Origin of the sequence: Tepidimonas fonticaldi, from assembly GCF_007556755.1 — a bacterium.
Taxonomy (GTDB): Bacteria; Pseudomonadota; Gammaproteobacteria; order Burkholderiales; family Burkholderiaceae_C; genus Tepidimonas; species Tepidimonas fonticaldi.
Genome location: NZ_VJOO01000001.1, coordinates 145,998 through 166,213, shown reverse-complemented (window position 1 = coordinate 166,213; position 20,216 = coordinate 145,998). Strand labels below are relative to the sequence as shown.

The following is a 20,216-nucleotide window of genomic DNA, read 5'->3' as shown; positions in this document are numbered from 1 at the left end:
GGGCGGCCTTCAGCCCCGGATGAAGCGGACGATGCGCTCGGCAGCTTCGAGGCATTCGTCCACCTCGGCCACCAGCGCCATGCGAATGCGGCCGGCGCCAGGGTTGACTCCCTGCGCCTCGCGGGCCAGATAACTGCCCGGCAGCACCGTCACATTGTATTGGGCGAGCAAGTCGCGGGCAAAGTCGGTGTCGCTGCCGCCCTCGCGCCCGCCGAAGCGCGGCGGCACCCGCGCCCACAGGTAAAAGCCGGCGTCGGGCAATCGCACATCCATCACTTCGGCCAGCCGCGGCGTCACTTGGGCAAACTTGGCGCGGTACTGCTCGCGGTTGGCGGTGACATGGGCCTCGTCCGCCCAGGCGGCGGCGCTGGCTTGCTGCACGGCCACGCTCATGGCGCTGCCGTGATAAGTGCGGTAGAGGGTAAAGGCGCGGATCAGCGCCGCGTCCCCCGCGACGAAGCCACTGCGCAGCCCCGGGGCGTTGCTGCGCTTGGACAGGCTGGTCAGCATGATCAGGCGGCGGAAGTCGCTGCGGCCCAGCGCGGCGGCGGCCTGCAGCGCGCCCAGCGGCGGCTCGTCGCGGAAGTAGATCTCGCTGTAGCACTCGTCGCTGGCGATGACGAAGCCGTGGCGGTCGCTCAGCTCGAACAGGCGCTGCCACTCGGCCAGCGGCATCACCGCCCCGGTCGGGTTGCCCGGTGAGCACGCATACACCAGCCGGGTGCGCGCCCACACTGCGTCGGGCACGCTGTCCCAGTCCACGGCAAAGTTGCGTGCCGGGTCGCTGGGCGCGTACCAGGGGGTGGCGCCGGCCAGCAGCGCCGCGCCTTCGTAGATCTGATAGAACGGATTGGGGCAAACGACCACGGGCTCCGGGCCGCGGGCAAAGGCACGCGGGTCGATGACCACCTGCGCCAGCGCGAACAGCGCCTCGCGCGAGCCCAGCGTCGGCAGCACCTGCGTGGCCGCGTCGACCGCGATGCCGTAGCGGCGCCGCAGCCAGTCGGCGCAGGCCGTGCGCAGCGCGGGCGTGCCGGCCGTGGCGGGGTAGGCGGACAGCCCGCCCGCGGGGTCATCGATGGCGGCGTGCAGCGCGTCCTTCAGCACTGCCGGCGTGGGGTGCCGCGGCTCGCCAATGCCCAGGTTGATGGGGCGCAGGGCCGGGTTGGGTGTGACGCCGGCCAACAGCGTGCGCAGGCGTTCGAAGGGGTAGGGCTGCAGCCGCTGCAGCAGCGGGTTGACGTCGGGGACCATGGGCCGCAATGGTAGCCGTTGTGGGCACGTACACTAGCGCCCCGTGCGCCTGCAGACCATCAAGTTGTCCGGCTTCAAGTCGTTTGCCGAGCCGACCACCTTCCAGCTCCCGGGGCAGCTGGTCGGGGTGGTGGGCCCGAACGGCTGCGGCAAATCCAACATCATGGACGCCGTGCGCTGGGTGCTGGGCGAGTCCAAGGCCAGCGAGCTGCGCGGCGAGTCCATGCAGGACGTCATCTTCAACGGCACCACCACGCGCAAGCCCGCCCAGCGGGCCAGCGTCGAGCTGGTGTTCGACAACAGCGCGCGCCGCGCCGGCGGCCCCTGGAACCAGTATGCCGAGATTTCCGTCAAGCGCGTGCTGACGCGCGACGGCACCAGCAGCTACTACATCAACCAGCAGCCCGTGCGCCGGCGCGACGTGCAGGACGTCTTCCTGGGCACGGGCCTTGGGCCGCGCGCCTACGCCATCATTGGGCAGGGCACCATCAGCCGCATCATCGAAAGCCGCCCGGAAGAGCTGCGCCTGTTTTTGGAAGAGGCCGCAGGCGTGTCCAAATACAAGGAGCGCCGGCGCGAAACCGCCAACCGGCTGGCCGACACGCGCGAGAACCTCACCCGGGTCGAGGACATCCTGCGCGAACTCAACGCCAATCTGGAGCGGCTGGAGCAGCAGGCCGCCGTCGCCCGGCGCTACCACGAACTGCAGTCCGCCGCCACGCGCCGCCAGCACCAGCTCTGGTGGCTCAAGCGCCGCGAGGCCGACGCCCAGCTCACCCAGGTGCGCGCGGAGGGGCTGCAGGCCCTCAATGCGCTGGAAGCGCGCATGGCCGAGCTGCGCCGCACCGAGGCGGACTTGGAGGCCATCCGCCAGGCCCACTACGAGGCGGGCGAAGCCGTCAATCGTGCCCAGGGCCGTCTGTACGAGGCGGGGGCCGAGGTGGCCCGGCTGGAGGCGGAAATCCGCTTCGTCGTCGAGGGGCGCCAGCGCGCCGAGCAGCGCCAGACGGCCTTGACCCAACAGATCGCCGACTGGCGCGCGCGCGCCGAGGCCGCCGCCGACGCGCTGATGGCGCTGGACGAGCAAGAGGCCGGCGCCGCCGAGCAGGCCGAGGTGTTGGCCGCGCGGCTGGAGGAACAGACGCAGCGCCTGCCCGCGCTGGAGGACGCGCAACGCCAAGCACAAGCGCGTCTGGCGCAGCAGCGCCAGCGCGTGCACGAGGTGCAGCAGGCCATCGGCGTGCTGGCGGCCGAGCAGCGCGCCCTGGACGAGCAGGCCCGGCAATGGCGGCAGCGCCTGGACCGGCTGCACGGCGAGCGTACCGCTGTCGCCCCGCCCGATGCCGAGCGCCTGCTCCATTGGCGTGCCGAGCTGGAAGCGGCCGAGGCCGCCCTGGCCATCGCCGAGGAACGCCTGGCGACAGGCGAAGCCGCCTTGCCGCACACCGAGGCCGAGCGCCGCGACGCCCAGCAGGCCGAGCAGGCCGAGGCGCGCCGCGCGGCCGAGCTGCAGGCCCGCCTGCAGGCTTTGCGCGCCCTGCAGGACAAGCTGCAGACCGACGAGCGACTGCAACCCTGGCTGCAGCGCCACGGCCTGGACGGGCTGGCCGGCCTGTGGACCCGGCTGGACACCGAGCCCGGATGGGAGACCGCCCTGGAGGCCGCGCTGCGCGAACGCCTGCGTGCCCTGCAGGTGGAGCAGCTCGACGCCGTGCGCGCCCTGGAGCGCGAAGCCCCACCGGCCAAGATGGCTTTCTTCACCCCCGCGGTGAGCGGGGCATCGGCCGCGCAGGCCGAGGCGCTGCCCGGTTGCACACCCCTGATCGAGCGCCTGCGGCTGCACGACGCAACCCTGCACCCCGTGCTGGCGGCATGGTTACACGGCGACTGGACCGCGCCCGATCTGGACACCGCCCTGCGCCTGCGCGCCAGCCTGCAGCCGGGCCAGCGCATCTACACCCCGCAGGGCCACAGCGTCGGGGCACACGATGTGGCCTTCTACGCCGCCGACGACCCGCAGTCCGGCCTGTTGGCGCGGGCCCACGAGATCGATAACCTTGAGCGCGCCCTGCGCGCCCAGACCCTGATCCACGAGGAGGCGCGCGCCCGCGTGCAGCGCGCCGAGGCCCAACTGGCCGAGACCACGCAGCAGGTCCAGCAAGCCCGCCGCGACCTGGCCGATGCGCAGCAGCGCCGCCACGCCATCCAGGTCGAGCTGCTCAAAGGCGAGCAGGCGGCCGAGCAGGCGCGTCTGCGGCAGGAGCGGCTGGCCCAGGACATGGCCGAGGTGGAGGCCGACCTCGAGGCGCTGGAGGCGCGGCGCCTGGAGGCCGAGGCGCGCTTCGAGGCGCTGGACCTGCAACTGGCCGACACCCAGGAGCAGCTGGCCCACCTGGAAGACGCCGCCCTGGAGGCCGAGCGCCACGTGGCCGCGGCGCGCGAGCAGGTGCGCGCGGCCGAACGCCAGGCGCAGGAAGCCGCGTTTGCCCAGCGCTCCATGGCCGCGCGCCGCGCCGAACTGCAGCGCCAGGCCCACACGGCGCAGGAGCAGCAGGCCCGTCTGGCGGCCGAATACGACCACCTGCAGACCGAGTTGCAGCGCTTGACCGATGACGCCGCGCGCAACGGCCTACAGGACGCGCTGGCCGAGCGCCAGCGGCGCGAGGAGGCCCTGGCCGCCGAACGCAGCCGCTACGACGAGCTGACCGCGCGGCTGCGCGCGGCCGACGAGCACCGGCTGCGCGGCGAGCGCGAACTCGATCCGCTGCGCGCGCGCATTACCGAGTTCCAACTCAAGGAGCAGGCGGCGCAGCTGGCCCTGGACCAATACAGCCAATGGCTGGCGGAGGAGGGGGTCGATCTGGAGGCGGTCGGCCAGTCGGTCGAGGCCGACGGCGTGCGCCTGCAAGGCCTGCAGGGCGAGATCGACCGCCTGCAGCGCGAGATCGCGGCCCTGGGGGCGGTCAACCTCGCGGCGCTGGAGGAACTCAGCGCCGCGCGCGAGCGGCAGCAGTTTCTGGCCAGCCAGTCGCAGGATCTGCAGCAGGCCATCCAGACGCTGGAGGACGCCATCCGCAAGATCGACGCCGAGACGCGCGAGCTGCTCGCCCACACCTTCGAGACCGTCAACGGCCACTTCGGCCGCATGTTCCCCGAGCTGTTCGGCGGCGGGCAGGCGCGCCTGATCATGACCGGCGAAGAGATTCTGGACGCCGGGGTGCAGGTCATGGCCCAACCCCCGGGCAAGAAAAACCAGACCATCCACCTGCTGTCCGGCGGCGAAAAGGCGCTCACCGCCATCGCTCTGGTGTTTGCGATCTTCCAGCTCAACCCGGCGCCGTTCTGCCTGCTCGACGAGGTGGATGCGCCACTGGACGACGCCAACACGGAACGCTACGCGCGCCTGGTGACCCAAATGAGCCGCGAGACCCAGTTCCTGTTCATCAGCCACAACCGCATCGCCATGGAAATGGCCCAGCAACTCGTGGGCGTGACCATGCAGGAGCAGGGCGTCTCGCGCATCGTCGCCGTCGACATCGCCGGCGCCGTGTCCATGATGGAGAACCCGACACCATGACGCTGAGTCCCTTGCAAATCGGCCTGATCGCCGTTGGCGTGGTCGTGCTCCTGGGCGTCTGGGCCTACCACCGGTGGCAGACGCGGCGGCTGGCGCCGCGCCGCGCCCCGGCTGCCGCGGCCGATGCGGACGGGGCGCCGCCCAGTGCCGAGCGGCTCGAACCCACCCTGGGCGCCGATGCCACTACCGTCAGCCCCGACCGCGCGGCCGCCCCGCCCGCCACGGGGCTGGGGGGGCTGTCGCCGCGGCTGGACGTGATCGTGCCGCTGCAATTGGAAAAACCCGTTTCGGGTGACGCCGTGCTGCAGTCCCTGCCGGGCACGCGGCGCATCGGCAGCAAGCCCTTTTTCATCGAAGGCCTGCCGGAGGATGCTGCCGCCGACGACGCCTGGGAGCCGCCGCGCCCAGGTCAGCGCTACCGCGCCCTGCGCGCCGGGCTGCAGCTGACCAACCGGGCCGGTCCGCTCAACGAAATCGAATATTCCGAATTCGTCCAAAAGCTCGAAGCCTGGGCCGAACATCTGTTGGGCGTGGCGGATTTTCCGGACATGATGGCCGTCGTGCACCAAGCGCGCGAGCTGGACCAGTTTGCCGCCGCCCACGACGCCCAGCTCACCTTCACCCTGCGGGCACAGCGCGCCGCCTGGAGCCCCGGTTACGTGGCCCAGCATGCCGGGCGCCTGGGCTTCGTGCCCGGGGCGCTGCCGGGGCGCATGGTGTTGCCGGCCACGCAGCCCGGAGGGGCGCCGCTGCTGGTGCTGCGGTTCGAAACCCAGGCCGCGCTGGCCGACGACCCCGAGCTTGCCGTGCTGCGCGAGGTCCGCTTGACCCTCGAAGCCACCCATGTGCCGCGCGAGGAGCGCCCGTACCAGCGCTTGCGCGAACTGTCCACGGCGCTGGCCGCCGCGATGGACGGCTGGGTGACGGATGAGGCGGGGCAATTGCTGGACGCCGAGGCGCTGGACCGCATCGGCGGTGAGCTGGAGCTGCTCTACGAGGCCCTGGAGGAGCGGGCGTTTCCGGCCGGGTCGCCCGACGCCCGCCGCCTGTTCAGCTGAAAGTCGGGTGCGGGCCCGTCACACGTAGCGGCCGGCCTGCAGCGCCTGCACGGTCTGCGGTGCCAGGTGCTCGATGGCGGCCATCTCGCGCTCGATGCCCTCCAGGTCGCCCTCGCGCGCGGCCCGCTCCAGGCGCGCGGCCGACTCGGACAGCGCCGTGGCGCCCATGTTGCCGCTGCTGCCCTTGAGCGCATGCGCGCGGCGGTACAGCCCCGGCCAATCCTGCGCGGCCCGCGCCGCGCGCAGGCCCGCCAGCTCGCCCTCGAGCTGATCGACGAACAGCCGGGCGATGTCGCGAAACTCCTCCCCCAGCAGGGACAGCAGCTCGTCGAGGTTGGCGGAGTTGATCAGCGGGGAGGTCATGGAAAAAACCGGCGTCACCCGACAGGGAGCCCGCGGTCGATGCTATTGTACGGGGTGGGCCTGCCTGCCCGTGCGGGCGCCCTTGCTGACGATGAACACCTTGGATGAACACCTTGGACCTCCCTCCGGTCACATCCAGCCGACCGACGGCCCCCATGCCCGACGCACCTGCCGCGACCGTGCTGGTCGTCGATGACGATCGCGCCACCCGGGCCATGGTGCGTGCCGTGCTGGCGCGCGAGCGCTATCGCATCCTGGAGGCGGGCGACGGACACGAGGCGATCGCCGCCGTGCAGACCGAGCAGCCCGATCTGATTCTGATGGACGTCATGATGCCGGGGCTGGACGGCCATGCGGCGTGCGCGCAAATCCGGCTGCTGCTGGCCGACGACGCGCTGCCCATCGTCATGCTGACGGCCGCCGACGACATCGCGTCGATCGAGACCGCCTTCGAGGCCGGGGCGACGGACTTCATCACCAAACCCATCAGCTGGCCGCTGCTGCGCGAGCGCGTGCGCTACGCCCTGCGCGCCGGCAACCTGACGCGCGAAGTGCGGCGTGCGCGGCTGCGCGAGCTGTCGGTGCGCCGCATCGCGGGACTGGGGTATTGGGAGTGGCTGCTGTCCAGCGACCGCTTGAGCTGGAGCGAGGAGTTCGAGCCGCTGGCGGGCATTCGCGCCCAAGACAGCGTGCCGCGCGAGGAGTTTTTGGCCCGTGTCCACCCGGACGACCGGCAGCGGCTGCACCATGCCATGGAGCGCGCGCGCGACGTCGGGGCGCGCCTGGATCTGGAGTTTCGCATCCACCTGCAATCGTCGGACCGCATTTTGCGCGTGGTGGGCGAGCGGGGCCTGCACGGCGAGGACGCCGACCGCGTGTTCGGCGTCTTCCAGGATTTGACGAGCATCCGCCGCACCGAGGCGCTGGTGGACTATCTGTCGCTGCACGACGAGACCACGGATTTGCCGAACCGCCGGCTGTTCCTGCGCCGCGCGGCCGAGCGCATCCAGAAGGTGCGTGCCGAAAACGACCGTGTCCTGCTCATTGGTACCATCGATATCCACCGCTTCGCCCGCTTCAACGAAAGCCTGGGGGAGGGCGGGGCCAACCGCCTGCTGGCGCTGTGGGGCCAGCGCCTAAAGCACCATCAGGACGGGGGAACCGTCGTCGAAGTGGCCCGCGTCGGCGGTGACGAGTTCGCGGTCGCGATCCAGGCCACGGACGGCGCGGCCGCCTCGGCGGTTTTTCGACGTGTGCAGCAGGCCCTGCGCCAGCCGGTGCATCTGGAGCAGCAGGAACTGGTGGTGCCGTTCAGCGCCGGCTGGGCCATTTGCCCCACCCACGGCCACGAGGCGGAACCGCTGCTGACCCTGGCGCAAGAGGCCCAGCGCCGCGCCCGCGCCCAGGGGCGCGACGAGCTGGGGGCCGAGGCCGACGACGCGCTGTCACAGCGCCGCCAGCGGCTACTCGCGTTCGAGCGGGCGCTGCACCGCGCCCTGGAGCGGCAGGAGTTCTACCTGGCCTATCAGCCGCAGATGGATGTCGCCACCGGGCGCATCGTCGGCTGCGAGGCCCTGATCCGCTGGCGCAGCACGGAATGGGGCGAGGTGTCGCCAGCGGAGTTCGTCCCGCTGTTGGAAGAATCCGGCGCGATCATCGATGTCGGGGCGTGGGTGCTGGCCAGTGCCGCGCAACAGGCCGCCGCCTGGGAGCGCGCCGGACTGCCCCTGCGGGTGGGCATCAACCTGTCGCCGCGGCAGTTTTTGGCCCCGTCGCTGATGGAACACATCCAGTCCGCGCTGCAATCGTCCGGTGTGTCGCCCGGGTGCATCGAGCTGGAAATCACCGAAAGCCTCACCATGCAGGACGTCGATCATTCGATCCGCCTGTTGCAGCGCTGCCGCGATGCGGGCGTCATGGTGGCCATCGACGACTTCGGGGTCGGCCATTCGTCGCTGGCCTATGCCCTGCAGTTCCCCATCGATGCGATCAAGATCGACCGCGCTTTCGTCACCCACATCACACGCGGACGCGCCGACCGCGCCATCGTGCGGGCAGTGGTCGCCCTCGGGCAGTCCTTGGGCGTGGAGATCATCGCGGAAGGCGTGGAGACTCAGCGCCAGTGCGACTTTCTGGAGGCCATTGGCGTCACCCAGGTGCAGGGCTACCTGATCGGCCGCCCGATGCCGCCGGACCAGCTCGAAGCGCTGGCGCGCAGCTACCGCCGCGAGGTCTGACCGCGCGGGTGATGCCCGCGCCGATGCCCGTCCTTCAGGCGATGTCGCCGGTGTGCACCCCGAAGCGCCCCTGGCGGCGGTCGTCGAAGTAGCGGCGCAGCGTCTCGTGGACCGTGCGAAAGGCGAGCTCCTCCCACGGAACCTCGTGCTCGTGGAACAGGCGTGCTTCCAGCGTCTCGTGCCCTGGATCGAAGCGATCGCTCAACAGGCGCGCCCGGTAGTAGATGTGCACCTGGCCCACGCGCGCGACGTTGAGCAGCGTGAACAAGCCCTCCAGCGCGATCTGCGCACCGGCTTCTTCCACCGTCTCGCGCAGGGCGCCCTGCTCGGTCGTCTCCCCCAGCTCCATGAAGCCGGCGGGCAGCGTCCATTTGCCCCGGCGCGGCTCGATGGCGCGCCGGCACAGCAGCACCTGGGCGCCGTCCTGCCCCCAGTAAGGGACCGTCCCGACGACGTTGAGCGGGTTTTCGTAGTGGATGGTGCCGCACGCGGGGCACACCGCCCGCACCCGGGTGTCCCCGTCGTCGGGAATGCGGTGCTCCACCGCAGCGGCACAGGCGCAACAAAACCGGATGGGACTGCGAAACATGCGCCCAAGTGTAGTGCCGCCCCACCCACGGTGCCGGGGCGGGGCAGGGCGGGCTTACGCCTTGGTGTGCTTCTCGATCAGCTTGCGGGCGGTGTCCAGCAAGTCGCGGCCGTTGAGACCGCGCTTGTCCATGTCCTGCACCCATTCGGCCTCCACCTGGCGCGCTTTGCGGCGGAACTCCTGCGCCTCGGCCAGCGCGATGGTGTGGATTTTGTTGCCGCGGTCCACGGCCTGCTTGCGTGCCGGCGCATCGCCCGCCTGCTGGGTGCGCCCCAGGAAGGCGGACGTCTCGATGCCCGAGTTGGCGTCGATCACCTTCTTGAGGTCGGGCGGCAGCGAGGCATAGCGCGCCTTGTTCATGCCCATGACGAAGGTGGTCGTGTACAGCGCGCCGCCCTTGGGGTCGAATTCGCTGTGGTTGCTCACCAGCTCGTGCACCTTGACCGAGGGCACCACCTCCCAGGGGATGACGCAGCCGTCGATGACGCCCTTGGACAGCGCATCGGGGATTTGCGGCAGCGGCATGCCGACCGGGGTCGCGCCCAGGTAGCCCAGCATCTTCGTGATCTGGCGCGTCGGGCCGCGCATCTTGAGGCCGCGCAAGTCGTCCGGTTGCGTGATCAGACGCGTCTTGACATGGAACATGCCCGGGCCGTGGACCTGCAGCGCGATCGGGTGGATGTCGCGGTACTCGTCGGCGCCTTTGGTCTGGATGAACTCCCAGAAGGCTTTGGAGGTGGCCTCGGCATTCGTCATCATGAACGGCAGCTCGAACACCTCGGTGCGCGGGAAGCGCCCCGGGGTGTTGCCCGGCAGCGTCCAGACGATATCGACCACACCGTCCTTGGCTTGGTCATACAGCTGGACCGGCGAGCCGCCCAACTGCATCGCGGGGTAGCCCTCGAACTTGATGCGCCCGCCCGATTCCTTCTCCACCTTGTCCATCCACGCCTTGTGCATGTTCAGCCACACGTTGGAGGTGGGCGACATGAAGGTGTGGAACTTGAGCGTCACGCTCTGCTGCGCAAAACCGATCAGGCCGGGGGCGCCCAGCGCGACGGCGGCGCCCGACTTCAGCACGGTGCGGCGGTGGATCATGGCATCGAACTCCAGGCAACGACGAAAGTGATCGAAGCGTCGCGCCTGCCGCACGGACGGGCGTTTCGGCGGCGCTTGCACGCTTCGCAGTGTAAGCGCTTGGGGGCGATTGCCCGGGGGCGGTTCATCGGGGTTTGCCCGGGTGGCGACGCAGCGGCTAGACTGCGGGGCTGTCGTCGTCCTCCGCCGTTGGATTCATGAAGCTGTACAACTACTTCCGCTCCGGCACCTCGTTTCGGGTGCGCATCGCCCTCCACCTCAAAGGCCTCGACTACGAGTACATCCCCGTGCATCTGGCCAAGGGGGAGCAGCACGGTGCCGCCTACCGCGCCCTCAGCCCCGATTCGCTCGTTCCGGTGCTCGACGTCGAGGGCGACCCCGACCACGCGCGCTTGAGCCAATCGATGGCCATCATCGAATACCTGGACGAAACCCACCCGGAGCCGCCGCTGCTGCCGCGCGATCCGCTCGGCCGCGCGCGGGTGCGGGCGCTGGCCCAGACCGTGGCCTGCGAAATCCACCCGATCAACAACCTGCGCATCCTCAAATACCTGGCTGGGCCGCTGGGCCTGTCGGAGCAGCAGCGCACCGACTGGTACAACCACTGGGTGATGGAGGGCCTGCGCGCCTACGAACGCCGTCTGCAGGATCTGGCGCAGGAGCGGGCCCGCCTGGGCCTGCCGCCCTCGGTGTACTCCTATGGCGACACGCCCACGCTGGCCGACTGTTGCCTGGTGCCGCAGATCGTCAACGGGCGGCGTTTCGGCTTAGAGTACGAGGGCATTCCGCTGACGCTAGCGGTGTTCGAGCGGTGCATGCAACTCGAGGCCTTCCAACGCGCGCACCCGTCGCGCTGCCCCGATGCCGAATGATGCCGGCTCCATCCGGCCCACCGAGGCGGTTCGTGGGGGATTGATCGGCCTGAGGGCCGACGTGGGCCCCGGCGCGCTCGGTTGGATGAGCACCCGTGCCGGCGGCGTGTCGGTGGGGCCATGGGCGTCGCTGAATCTGGGCGACCACGTGGGGGATGCGCCCGATGCCGTGGCCCGCAACCGCGCGCGGTGGGCACAGGCCCTGGGCGCGCGACCGGTCTTTTTGCGGCAGGTCCACGGCACGGGGGTGGTGCGGCTCGACGCGACGACGCCGGACGGCACCGAGGCCGACGCCTGCTGGACCGACGCGCGCGGGGTGGCCTGCACCGTGTTGGTGGCCGACTGCCTGCCCATCTTGCTGGCCGCCCCGGATGGGCAGTCGGTCGCCGCGGTCCACGCGGGCTGGCGCGGGCTGGCGGGGTACGACGGGAACGGCGTGCTCGAAGCCCTGTGCGCCCATTGGCCCGCTGCCCAAGCCCCGGAGCGCCGGTGCGCGATCCGGGTGTGGATCGGTGCGGCGATCGGCCCGCAGGCCTTCGAGGTGGGGGGCGAGGTGCGGGAAGCCTTCGTGGCAGCGTGCCCCAGCGATGCCGAGGCGTTTCGGCCCTCGCCGCACAACGCCGACCGGTGGCTGGCCGATCTGCCTGGGCTGGCGCGGCGCCGGCTGGCGCGGCTGGGCTTTGGCCCCGTCACGGGCAACGACGGGTCCGCCCCCTGGTGCACGGTCGGCAACCCCTCACGGTTCTTCTCGCACCGGCGAGATGCGCGGCTCCTGGGCCACAGCGGGCGGCTCGGTGCGGCCATCTGGCGCGTCTGAACCCGGCGCCGTGGCGGCCTCCTGCCGCCGCCGCGCTTTGCGCCGCAGGGGCGTGCCCATCAGATAGACGGCCAGTGCCATTGGGCCCACGCCGTACAGCAGCAGGGTGAAAAACGCGCCCAACACGGTGCCCTGCGGACTCAAGGCCTCGGCGATCGACATCATCACGACCACATAACCCCAGGCAAGGAGGACGAGATACATCGGCGCTGGACTCGAATAGGTGCCGGATGCCCGATCGGGAGAGGAGTGAACCGCGCGGTGTCAGCGTCATGGAAGGCGTTCCTGCGACACTGGTCCCATCCCCGCGGCACGCGGCGCAGCGTTCCCCGGGTAAACCCGGACGCGACCACGCCCCGATTGTCATCGAAACGACGGCCGAGCGCGTTACGATGACGGCGTAATACCGACAGGAGACACGCGAATGACGCAATCCCGCACCGACGGTCAACCGTCCTGGACCGAATGGTCGCAGCAGGCCTTCCAGCAATGGACGCAGGCGGTGCAGACGGCTCTGCAAGGGGCCGGGCAACCGGCCTTTGCGGCCGCTGCGGGGGCTGCCGGGCCGGGCTGGGGCCAGGTCGGCGGTCTGTCGGACCTGTTGCGCCGCCTGGGCGGCTCGGCGGTGCAACTGGACCCTGGCGCGTGGGCCGAGATCCAGCGGGACTACCTGCGCGAGGCCGGCGAACTCTGGCAGCAGGGGCTGCAGATCCAGCCGCCGCGGGAGGATCGGCGCTTTGCGGCCGACGCCTGGGCGCGCAATCCTGTCGCGGCCTACAGCGCGGCGTTGTACCTGCTCAACGCCCGCACGCTCATGCGCATGGCCGAGGCCGTGCAGGCCGACGCCAAAACCAAGGCCCGCATCCGCTTTGCGGTGCAGCAGTGGATCGATGCCACCGCGCCAAGCAACTTCCTCGCCTTCAACGCCGAGGCGCAGCAAAAAGCCCTGGAGACGCAGGGCGAGAGCATCGCCAAGGGCGTGCAAAACCTGCTCAACGACATGAAGCAGGGGTTCGTTTCCATGACGGACCACAACGCCTTCGAGGTCGGCCGCAACGTCGCCACCACCGAGGGGCAGGTGGTGTTCGAGAACGAGTACTTTCAGCTGATCGAGTACAAGCCGCTGACCGCGCGCGTGTACGAGCGGCCGTTCCTGGTCGTGCCGCCGTGCATCAACAAGTACTACATCCTCGACCTGCAGCCGGACAACTCCTTCCTGCGCTACGCGGTCGAGCAGGGGCACCGCACCTTCGTCATCAGCTGGCGCAACCCCGACGCGTCGCTGGCGCAGGCCACCTGGGACGACTATATCGAGGACGCCGTCATCCGCGCCATCGACGTCGTGCGCGAGATCGGCAAGGCCGACACCATCAACGCGTTGGGCTTCTGCGTCGGCGGCACGATGCTGGGCACGGCGCTGGCGGTGCTGGCCGCGCGCGGCGAGCGCAAGGTCGAAAGCGCCACCTTCCTGACCACGCTGCTGGACTTCACCGACACCGGGGTGCTGGACGTCTTCATCGACGAGGCCTTCGTCGCGCTGCGCGAGCTGCAGTACGCGCACGGCGGCCTGCTGCCCGGGCGCGATCTGGCCACCACCTTCAGCTTCCTGCGCCCGAACGACCTGGTCTGGAACTACGTCGTCGGCAACTACCTCAAGGGCGAGACGCCGCCGCCGTTCGACCTGCTGTACTGGAACAGCGACAGCACCAACCTGCCCGGCAAGTGGTACGCGTGGTACCTGCGCCACACCTACCTGCAGAACGAACTCTGCCAGCCCGGCAAGCTGACCGTCTGCGGCGCACCGGTGGACCTGGGGGCGATCGACATCCCGGCCTATGTCTACGGTTCGCGCGAGGACCACATCGTGCCGATCGGCGGCGCCTACGCCACCACGCGCCACCTCGGCGGGCCGATGCGCTTCGTGATGGGCGCCTCGGGCCACATCGCCGGCGTCATCAACCCCGCCGCCAAGGGCAAGCGCAGCTTCTGGACCGGGCCCGAGGGGCATTTCCCCGAATCGGTGGACGACTGGATCGCCGCCGCCACCGAGCACAAGGGCAGCTGGTGGACCGACTGGGCGCCGTGGATCGCGGCGCACGGCGGCCGCCAGATCCCGGCCCCACGCAGCTACGGCAATCGCCGCCACCGCCCGATCGAGCCGGCCCCCGGCCGCTACGTGCGCGTCAAGGCCGACGAGGCCCTGGCCACGCTCGTCACCGCGCCGCTCACCCCCACCACCTCCGCAGCGAAAGGATGAATCCCATGGACGACATCGTCATCGTCGGTGCCGTGCGCACCGCCATCGGCAAGTTCGGCGGCACGCTCGCCAAGACCCCCGCGATGGACCTTGGCGCTACCGTGATCCGCGCCCTGCTGGAGCGCACCGGCGTGCCGGCCGAGCAGGTCGGCGAGGTCATCATGGGCCAGGTGCTGGCGGCCGGCTGCGGCCAGAACCCGGCGCGCCAGGCGGCCATGAAGGCCGGCGTGCCGAAGGAGACGCCGGCGCTGACCATCAACGCCGTGTGCGGCTCGGGCCTCAAGGCCGTGATGCTGGCCGCGCAGGCCATCGCCTGGGGCGACAGCGACATCGTCATCGCCGGCGGGCAAGAGAACATGTCGCTGGCCCCGCACGTGCTGATGGGCAGCCGCGAGGGCCAGCGCATGGGCGACTGGAAGATGATCGACTCGATGATCGTCGACGGCCTGTGGGACGTCTACCACCAGTACCACATGGGCATCACGGCCGAGAACGTCGCCAAGGCCCACGGCATCACGCGCGAGATGCAGGATGCCCTCGCGCTGGAGAGCCAGCGCCGCGCCGCCGCCGCGCAGGACGCCGGCAAGTTCAAGGACGAGATCGTGCCGGTCATGATCCCGCAGCGCAAGGGCGACCCGATCGTCTTCGACACCGACGAGTACCTCAACCGCAAGACCAGCGCCGAGGCGCTGGCGGGCCTCAAGCCCGCGTTCGACAAGACCGGCAGCGTCACCGCCGGCAACGCCAGCGGCATCAACGACGGCGCGGCCGCCGTGATGGTCATGAAAGCGAGCAAGGCCGCGCAGCTGGGCCTCAAACCCCTGGCGCGCATCGCCAGCTTCGGCACCAGCGGGCTGGATCCGGCCACGATGGGCATGGGTCCGGTGCCGGCGTCGCAGAAGGCGCTGGCGCGCGCCGGCTGGTCGGTGGCCGACGTCGACCTGTTCGAGCTGAACGAGGCGTTCGCCGCCCAGGCCTGCGCGGTCAACCAGGCGCTGGGCGCCGACCCGGCCAAGGTCAACGTCAACGGAGGCGCCATCGCGCTGGGCCACCCGATCGGCGCCTCCGGCTGCCGCGTGCTGGTCACGCTGCTGCACGAGATGCAGCGCCGCGACGCCCGCAAGGGCCTGGCCGCGCTGTGCATCGGCGGCGGCATGGGCGTCTCGCTCTGCGTCGAGCGCTGAGCCTGCCACCCCCTGGTTTTTGCCCCACCACCCACGTCCAACACACAGAGGAGCAGTTTCATGAGTCAACAACGCGTCGCATACGTCACCGGCGGCATGGGCGGCATCGGCACCGCCATCTGCCAGGCACTGGCCAATGCGGGTTTCAAAGTCATCGCCGGCTGCGGCCCCACGCGCGACTATCAAAAGTGGCTGGACGAGCAAAAGGCGCTCGGCTACACCTTTTATGCCAGCGTGGGCAACGTGGGTGACTGGGATTCCACGGTCCAGGCCTTCACCAAGGCCAAGGCCGAGCACGGCCCGATCGACGTGCTGGTCAACAACGCCGGCATCACGCGCGACCGCCTGTTCCTCAAGATGACCAAGGAGGACTGGGACGCCGTCATCAACACCAACCTGACCTCCATGTTCAACGTCACCAAGCAGGTCGTGCCGGACATGGTCGAGCGGGGTTGGGGCCGCATCATCCAGATCTCGTCGGTCAACGGCGAGAAAGGGCAGGCCGGCCAGACCAACTATTCCGCTGCCAAGGCCGGCATGCACGGCTTCACCATGGCCCTGGCGCAGGAGCTGGCCTCCAAGGGGGTCACCGTCAACACGGTCAGCCCGGGTTACATCGCCACGGACATGGTCAAGGCCATCCGCCCGGACGTGCTGGAAAAAATCATCGCCACCATCCCCGTCAAGCGCCTGGGCGAGCCGCGCGAAATCGCCTCCATCGTCGCGTGGCTGGCCGGTGACGATGCGGGCTTCACCACCGGGGCCGACTTCTCGTGCAACGGCGGCCTGCACATGGGTTGACGGATTCGACCTCCGTCGCACAACGTCCCAGCGCCCGCCTTTTGGCGGGCGTTTTTCGTGGCGTCGGGGATAATCGCGGCCCCATGAGTGAATCGCAGCCCAACCCCGGCCACAACCCCTGGCGCCTGAGCGTGGCGCCGATGATGGAGTGGACCGATCGCCATTGCCGCTGGTTTCACCGCCAGCTCACCCGCCACGCGCGCCTGTATACCGAGATGGTCACCACCGGCGCGTTGTTGCACGGCGATGTCGCGCGCCATCTGCGCTTTGGCGCGGAAGAGCACCCGGTGGCGCTGCAACTGGGCGGCAATGTCCCGCGCGAGCTGGCCGTGGCGGCCCGCATGGGCGAGGCCTGGGGCTACGACGAGATCAACCTCAACTGCGGCTGCCCCAGCCCGCGCGTGCAGCGCGGCGCCTTCGGCGCCTGTTTGATGGAGCATCCGCGGCTGGTGGCCGACTGCGTGCGCGCGATGCGCGACGCCGTGCGCGTGCCGGTGACGGTCAAGCACCGCATCGGCATCGACCGGGTGGAGGACTATGCGTTCGTGCGCGACTTCGTCGGCACCGTGGCCGAGGCCGGCTGCGCGGTCTTCATCGTGCACGCGCGCAATGCCTGGCTGGATGGCCTGAGCCCCGCCGAAAACCGCACCGTCCCGCCGCTGCGCTACGCCGTGGTGCATCGGCTCAAGCGCGATTTTCCGCAGTTGACGATCGCCATCAACGGCGGCATCACCACCGACGCCCAGGTGGCGGAGCACCTGGCCCAGGTCGATGGAGTGATGGTGGGCCGGGAGGCCTACCACAACCCGTGGTGGCTGGCCTCGTGGGACGCGGCGTACTTTGGCGCGCCACACGCCGTGCCCGACCGCGACGCGGTGGAAGCGCGCATGGTGGACTACATGGCGCGCGAAGGGCCGTCGTTGCCCGGCGGCTGGTATGCCATCGCGCGCCACATGCTGGGGTTGCGCCACGGTCAGCCCGGTGCGCGCCGATGGCGACAGGTCTGGAGCGATCACCGGCTCAAACGCCGGCCGCCGCACGAGGTGGCCGAACTCGCCCGGGCGGCGCTGCGCGCCCCCGCGTCCAGCGCCGCGTGAGGCGCGCTCGGCGCGCGCCCACGGTCACACCGCTGCCTGCAAGCCGTTGGCAAAGTGCACCCGCACCGCTTGCGCGGCCCCGGCGGCATCCCGCCGGCGCAAGGCGTCCAGGATGGCGCGGTGCTCGGCCAGCGACTCGGCGATGCGCCCCTGTTTGAACAGCGAGCCGTGGCGGTTGAGCTTCATGACCTTGCGCAGGTCGTTGACGAGTTGCTTGCGCCAGCGGTTCTGCCCCAGATCGAGCAGGCGCAGGTGAAACGCCTCGTTGAGCTCGAAAAACCGCTCCCGTGACCCCGTCTCGGGGTCGGCCGCGGCTTCCAGATCGGCGTGCATCCGCTCCAGCGCGGCCAGATCGTCGTCGGTGGCGCGCCAGCAGGCCGATTCGGCGGCATCCGCCTCCAGCAGCGCCAGCAGTTCGTACACCTCGCGCAGGTCCTGTTGCGACACCTCGGTGACGTAGGCGCCGCGGCGCACCTTCATCGTCACCAGCCCCTCGGCCGCCAACACCTTGATCGCCTCGCGCAAGGGCGTGCGGCTGATGCCCAGCTCCTCGGCGATTTTGAGTTCGTCGATCCAGGCGCCGGGGGGCAGTTCGCGGCTGAAGATGCGTTGGCGCAGCAGCTCGGCCACTTCCTCGTACAGCGCGCGCGACAGCAGGGGAACGGCAGTCATGGGCACGATGATAGCGCCAGAAAGATTCTGCATCAATAATTATGAATGCGTTACACTAGGCGTTGTCCGGCGTTTGCGCCATCATCGCATCCGTTCGCGCGGGATCGCGCATCGCGTGGCCCGCACCGCACCGACCGTCATCCACCTGCCGACCTCGGGGGTTCCATGTCCAACACCGAATTCCGCACCGCCACACTGGCCGACTGGGAGGCCGCCGCCCGCAAATCCCTCAAGGGCGGCTCGCTCGAGCAGCTCCATTGGGTCACGCCGGAGGGCATCACCGTCAAGCCGCTCTACACCGCGGCCGACATCCGGGACCTGCCGTACACCGACACGCTGCCGGGCTTCGAGCCGTTCATCCGCGGGCCGCAGGCAACCATGTATGCGGTGCGCCCCTGGACCATTCGGCAATACGCAGGCTTCTCTACCGCCGAGGAGTCCAACGCCTTCTACCGCAAGGCGCTGGCCGCCGGCGGGCAGGGGGTCAGCGTCGCCTTCGACCTGGCTACCCACCGCGGCTACGACAGCGACAACCCGCGCGTGGTCGGTGACGTCGGCAAGGCGGGCGTGGCCATCGACAGCGTGGAGGACATGAAGATCCTGTTCGATGGCATCCCGCTCGACAAGGTGAGCGTCTCGATGACGATGAACGGCGCGGTGCTGCCGGTGCTGGCGGGCTACATCGTCGCGGCCGAGGAACAAGGGGTGGCGCAGGACCAGCTCTCGGGGACCATCCAGAACGACATCCTCAAGGAGTTCATGGTCCGCAACACCTACATCTACCCGCCGGAGCCGTCGATGCGCATCATCGGCGACATCATCGAGTACACGGCGCGGCACATGCCGAAGTTCAACTCGATCAGCATCTCCGGCTACCACATGCAGGAGGCCGGTGCCAACCAGGCGCTGGAGCTGGCCTTCACGCTGGCCGACGGCAAGGAGTACGTCAAGACCGCGCTGGCCAAGGGGCTGGACGTCGACGAGTTCGCCGGGCGGCTCTCCTTCTTCTGGGCGATCGGGATGAACTTCTACCTCGAGATCGCCAAGATGCGCGCCGCGCGGCTGCTGTGGTGCCGCATCATGAAGGGATTCGGCGCGAAAAACCCCAAGAGCCTGATGCTGCGCACCCACTGCCAGACCAGCGGCTGGTCGCTGACCGAGCAGGACCCCTACAACAACATCGTGCGCACCACCATCGAGGCCATGGCGGCGGTGTTCGGCGGTACGCAGTCTCTTCACACCAACAGCTTCGACGAAGCGATCGCGCTGCCGACCGAGTTCTCGGCCCGCATCGCGCGCAACACGCAGCTGATCCTGCAGGAGGAGACGCACATCACCAGCGTGATCGACCCCTGGGCCGGCTCGTACATGATGGAAAAACTCACCCAGGACATGGCGGACAAGGCCTGGGCCATCATCGAAGAAGTCGATGCCATGGGCGGCATGACGCAGGCCGTCTCCAGCGGCTGGGCCAAGCTCAAGATCGAGGCCAGCGCGGCCGAGAAGCAGGCGCGCATCGACAGCGGCAAGGACGTCATCGTCGGCGTCAACAAGTACAGGCTGGCCAAAGAGGATCCGGTCGAAATCCTGGAGGTGGACAACCTGAAAGTGCGCGAGGCGCAGATTGCGCGGCTGCAGCGCATCCGCGCCACGCGCGACGGCGCCGCCGTGCAGCGCGCGCTGGACGCGCTGACCGAGTGCGCGCGCACGGGCCAAGGCAACCTGCTCGCGCTCAGCGTCGAGGCCATCCGCCTGCGGGCCACAGTCGGCGAGGTGTCCGACGCGCTGGAAAAAGTCTTCGGGCGCCACCGCGCCGACACACAAAAGGTGACCGGGGTGTATGCCGCTGCCTACGACTCCGCCGAAGGGTGGGAAAAGCTCCAGCAGGAAATCGCCGCCTTTGCCGAACAGCACGGCCGCCGCCCGCGCGTGATGATCGCCAAGCTGGGCCAGGACGGCCACGACCGCGGCGCCAAGGTGGTGGCCACCGCCTACGCCGACCTGGGCTTCGACGTGGACATCGGCCCGCTGTTCCAGACCCCGGAGGAGTGCGCGCGCCAGGCGATCGAAAATGACGTGCATGCGGTCGGCATCTCGACGCTGGCGGCGGGCCACAAGACGCTGGTGCCCGCCATCATCCAGGCGCTGAAAGACCAGGGCGCCGACGACATCATCGTCTTCGTCGGCGGCGTCATCCCACGGCAGGACTACGAATTCCTCTACGCCGCCGGCGTCAAGGGCATCTACGGCCCCGGCACTCCCATCCCGGCCAGCGCCAAGGATGTGCTGGAGCACATCAAGAGGGCGGTGGCTTGACGGCGAAGCAAGGGATATATATTG

The 20,216-nt window shown here is 69.7% G+C and carries 16 protein-coding genes; 10 read left to right on the top strand and 6 right to left on the bottom strand.

Annotation, left to right across the window (positions count from 1 at the left end; translation table 11 throughout):
• Nucleotides 1-9: 9 nt before the first annotated feature.
• The gene (dapC, locus tag Tfont_RS00735; protein WP_143968072.1) at nucleotides 10-1,254 is read right to left on the bottom strand and encodes a succinyldiaminopimelate transaminase; all 1,245 of its coding nucleotides are present in this window, start codon (nucleotides 1,252-1,254) and stop codon (nucleotides 10-12) included.
• Between the two features lie 43 nt (nucleotides 1,255-1,297).
• Here dapC and smc point away from each other — a divergent pair, with 43 nt between their 5' ends.
• Both smc and Tfont_RS00725 read left to right on the top strand, forming a co-directional pair.
• Nucleotides 1,298-4,831, top strand: coding sequence for a chromosome segregation protein SMC (gene smc / locus Tfont_RS00730; protein WP_143968071.1), 3,534 nt, complete (start codon nucleotides 1,298-1,300; stop codon nucleotides 4,829-4,831).
• Nucleotides 4,828-5,889 carry a cell division protein FtsZ gene (locus Tfont_RS00725; RefSeq protein WP_313906455.1) on the top strand — a complete coding sequence of 354 codons (1,062 nt, stop codon included), beginning with the start codon at nucleotides 4,828-4,830 and terminating at the stop codon, nucleotides 5,887-5,889. Before smc ends, Tfont_RS00725 begins: the two co-directional genes overlap by 4 nt.
• A gap of 18 nt (nucleotides 5,890-5,907) precedes the next feature.
• Here Tfont_RS00725 and Tfont_RS00720 read toward each other — a convergent pair whose 3' ends face one another.
• Nucleotides 5,908-6,252 carry an Hpt domain-containing protein gene (locus Tfont_RS00720; protein ID WP_143968070.1) on the bottom strand — a complete coding sequence of 115 codons (345 nt, stop codon included), beginning with the start codon at nucleotides 6,250-6,252 and terminating at the stop codon, nucleotides 5,908-5,910.
• Nucleotides 6,253-6,407: 155 nt separating this feature from the next.
• On the opposite strand from Tfont_RS00720, the gene Tfont_RS00715 reads away from it, so the two are divergent.
• A complete protein-coding gene (locus Tfont_RS00715; RefSeq protein WP_185974441.1) occupies nucleotides 6,408-8,489 on the top strand; it encodes a putative bifunctional diguanylate cyclase/phosphodiesterase in 2,082 nt (693 codons plus the stop codon).
• A gap of 34 nt (nucleotides 8,490-8,523) precedes the next feature.
• Here Tfont_RS00715 and Tfont_RS00710 read toward each other — a convergent pair whose 3' ends face one another.
• Nucleotides 8,524-9,078, bottom strand: coding sequence for an NUDIX hydrolase (locus Tfont_RS00710; RefSeq protein WP_068609727.1), 555 nt, complete (start codon nucleotides 9,076-9,078; stop codon nucleotides 8,524-8,526).
• Nucleotides 9,079-9,132: 54 nt separating this feature from the next.
• A complete protein-coding gene (locus tag Tfont_RS00705) occupies nucleotides 9,133-10,176 on the bottom strand; it encodes a TRAP transporter substrate-binding protein (RefSeq protein WP_143968146.1) in 1,044 nt (347 codons plus the stop codon).
• A 197-nt stretch (nucleotides 10,177-10,373) separates the two neighbouring features.
• Between Tfont_RS00705 and maiA the strand changes: the two genes are divergently transcribed.
• Together maiA and pgeF are read left to right on the top strand one after the other, a co-directional pair.
• Complete coding sequence (gene maiA, locus Tfont_RS00700) at nucleotides 10,374-11,048, top strand: maleylacetoacetate isomerase (protein WP_068609723.1); 675 nt, start codon at nucleotides 10,374-10,376, stop codon at nucleotides 11,046-11,048.
• Nucleotides 11,038-11,865 (top strand): peptidoglycan editing factor PgeF, encoded by an 828-nt coding sequence (pgeF, locus tag Tfont_RS00695; protein WP_260682214.1) that lies wholly within the window; start codon nucleotides 11,038-11,040, stop codon nucleotides 11,863-11,865. The genes maiA and pgeF overlap by 11 nt, the downstream gene beginning before the upstream one ends.
• Here pgeF and Tfont_RS00690 read toward each other — a convergent pair.
• The gene (locus Tfont_RS00690) at nucleotides 11,785-12,069 is read right to left on the bottom strand and encodes a hypothetical protein (RefSeq protein ID WP_143968068.1); all 285 of its coding nucleotides are present in this window, start codon (nucleotides 12,067-12,069) and stop codon (nucleotides 11,785-11,787) included. The two genes, pgeF and Tfont_RS00690, sit on opposite strands and share 81 nt — an antisense overlap.
• 220 nt (nucleotides 12,070-12,289) lie before the next feature.
• On the opposite strand from Tfont_RS00690, the gene phaC reads away from it, so the two are divergent.
• The 4 genes from phaC (at nucleotide 12,290) to dusA (ending at nucleotide 17,204) form a co-directional block, all read left to right on the top strand.
• The gene (gene phaC / locus Tfont_RS00685) at nucleotides 12,290-14,122 is read left to right on the top strand and encodes a class I poly(R)-hydroxyalkanoic acid synthase (RefSeq protein ID WP_143968067.1); all 1,833 of its coding nucleotides are present in this window, start codon (nucleotides 12,290-12,292) and stop codon (nucleotides 14,120-14,122) included.
• 5 nt (nucleotides 14,123-14,127) lie between these two features.
• Complete coding sequence (locus Tfont_RS00680; RefSeq protein ID WP_143968066.1) at nucleotides 14,128-15,306, top strand: acetyl-CoA C-acetyltransferase; 1,179 nt, start codon at nucleotides 14,128-14,130, stop codon at nucleotides 15,304-15,306.
• 60 nt (nucleotides 15,307-15,366) lie between these two features.
• Nucleotides 15,367-16,107, top strand: coding sequence for an acetoacetyl-CoA reductase (gene phbB / locus Tfont_RS00675; protein WP_068609717.1), 741 nt, complete (start codon nucleotides 15,367-15,369; stop codon nucleotides 16,105-16,107).
• Between the two features lie 83 nt (nucleotides 16,108-16,190).
• Nucleotides 16,191-17,204, top strand: coding sequence for a tRNA dihydrouridine(20/20a) synthase DusA (gene dusA, locus Tfont_RS00670; RefSeq protein WP_068609715.1), 1,014 nt, complete (start codon nucleotides 16,191-16,193; stop codon nucleotides 17,202-17,204).
• Between the two features lie 24 nt (nucleotides 17,205-17,228).
• Here the strand turns inward: dusA and Tfont_RS00665 are convergent, their stop codons facing one another.
• A complete protein-coding gene (locus Tfont_RS00665; RefSeq protein WP_068609714.1) occupies nucleotides 17,229-17,876 on the bottom strand; it encodes a GntR family transcriptional regulator in 648 nt (215 codons plus the stop codon).
• A 165-nt stretch (nucleotides 17,877-18,041) separates the two neighbouring features.
• On the opposite strand from Tfont_RS00665, the gene scpA reads away from it, so the two are divergent.
• Nucleotides 18,042-20,192, top strand: coding sequence for a methylmalonyl-CoA mutase (gene scpA, locus Tfont_RS00660; RefSeq protein WP_143968065.1), 2,151 nt, complete (start codon nucleotides 18,042-18,044; stop codon nucleotides 20,190-20,192).
• Nucleotides 20,193-20,216: the final 24 nt, after the last annotated feature.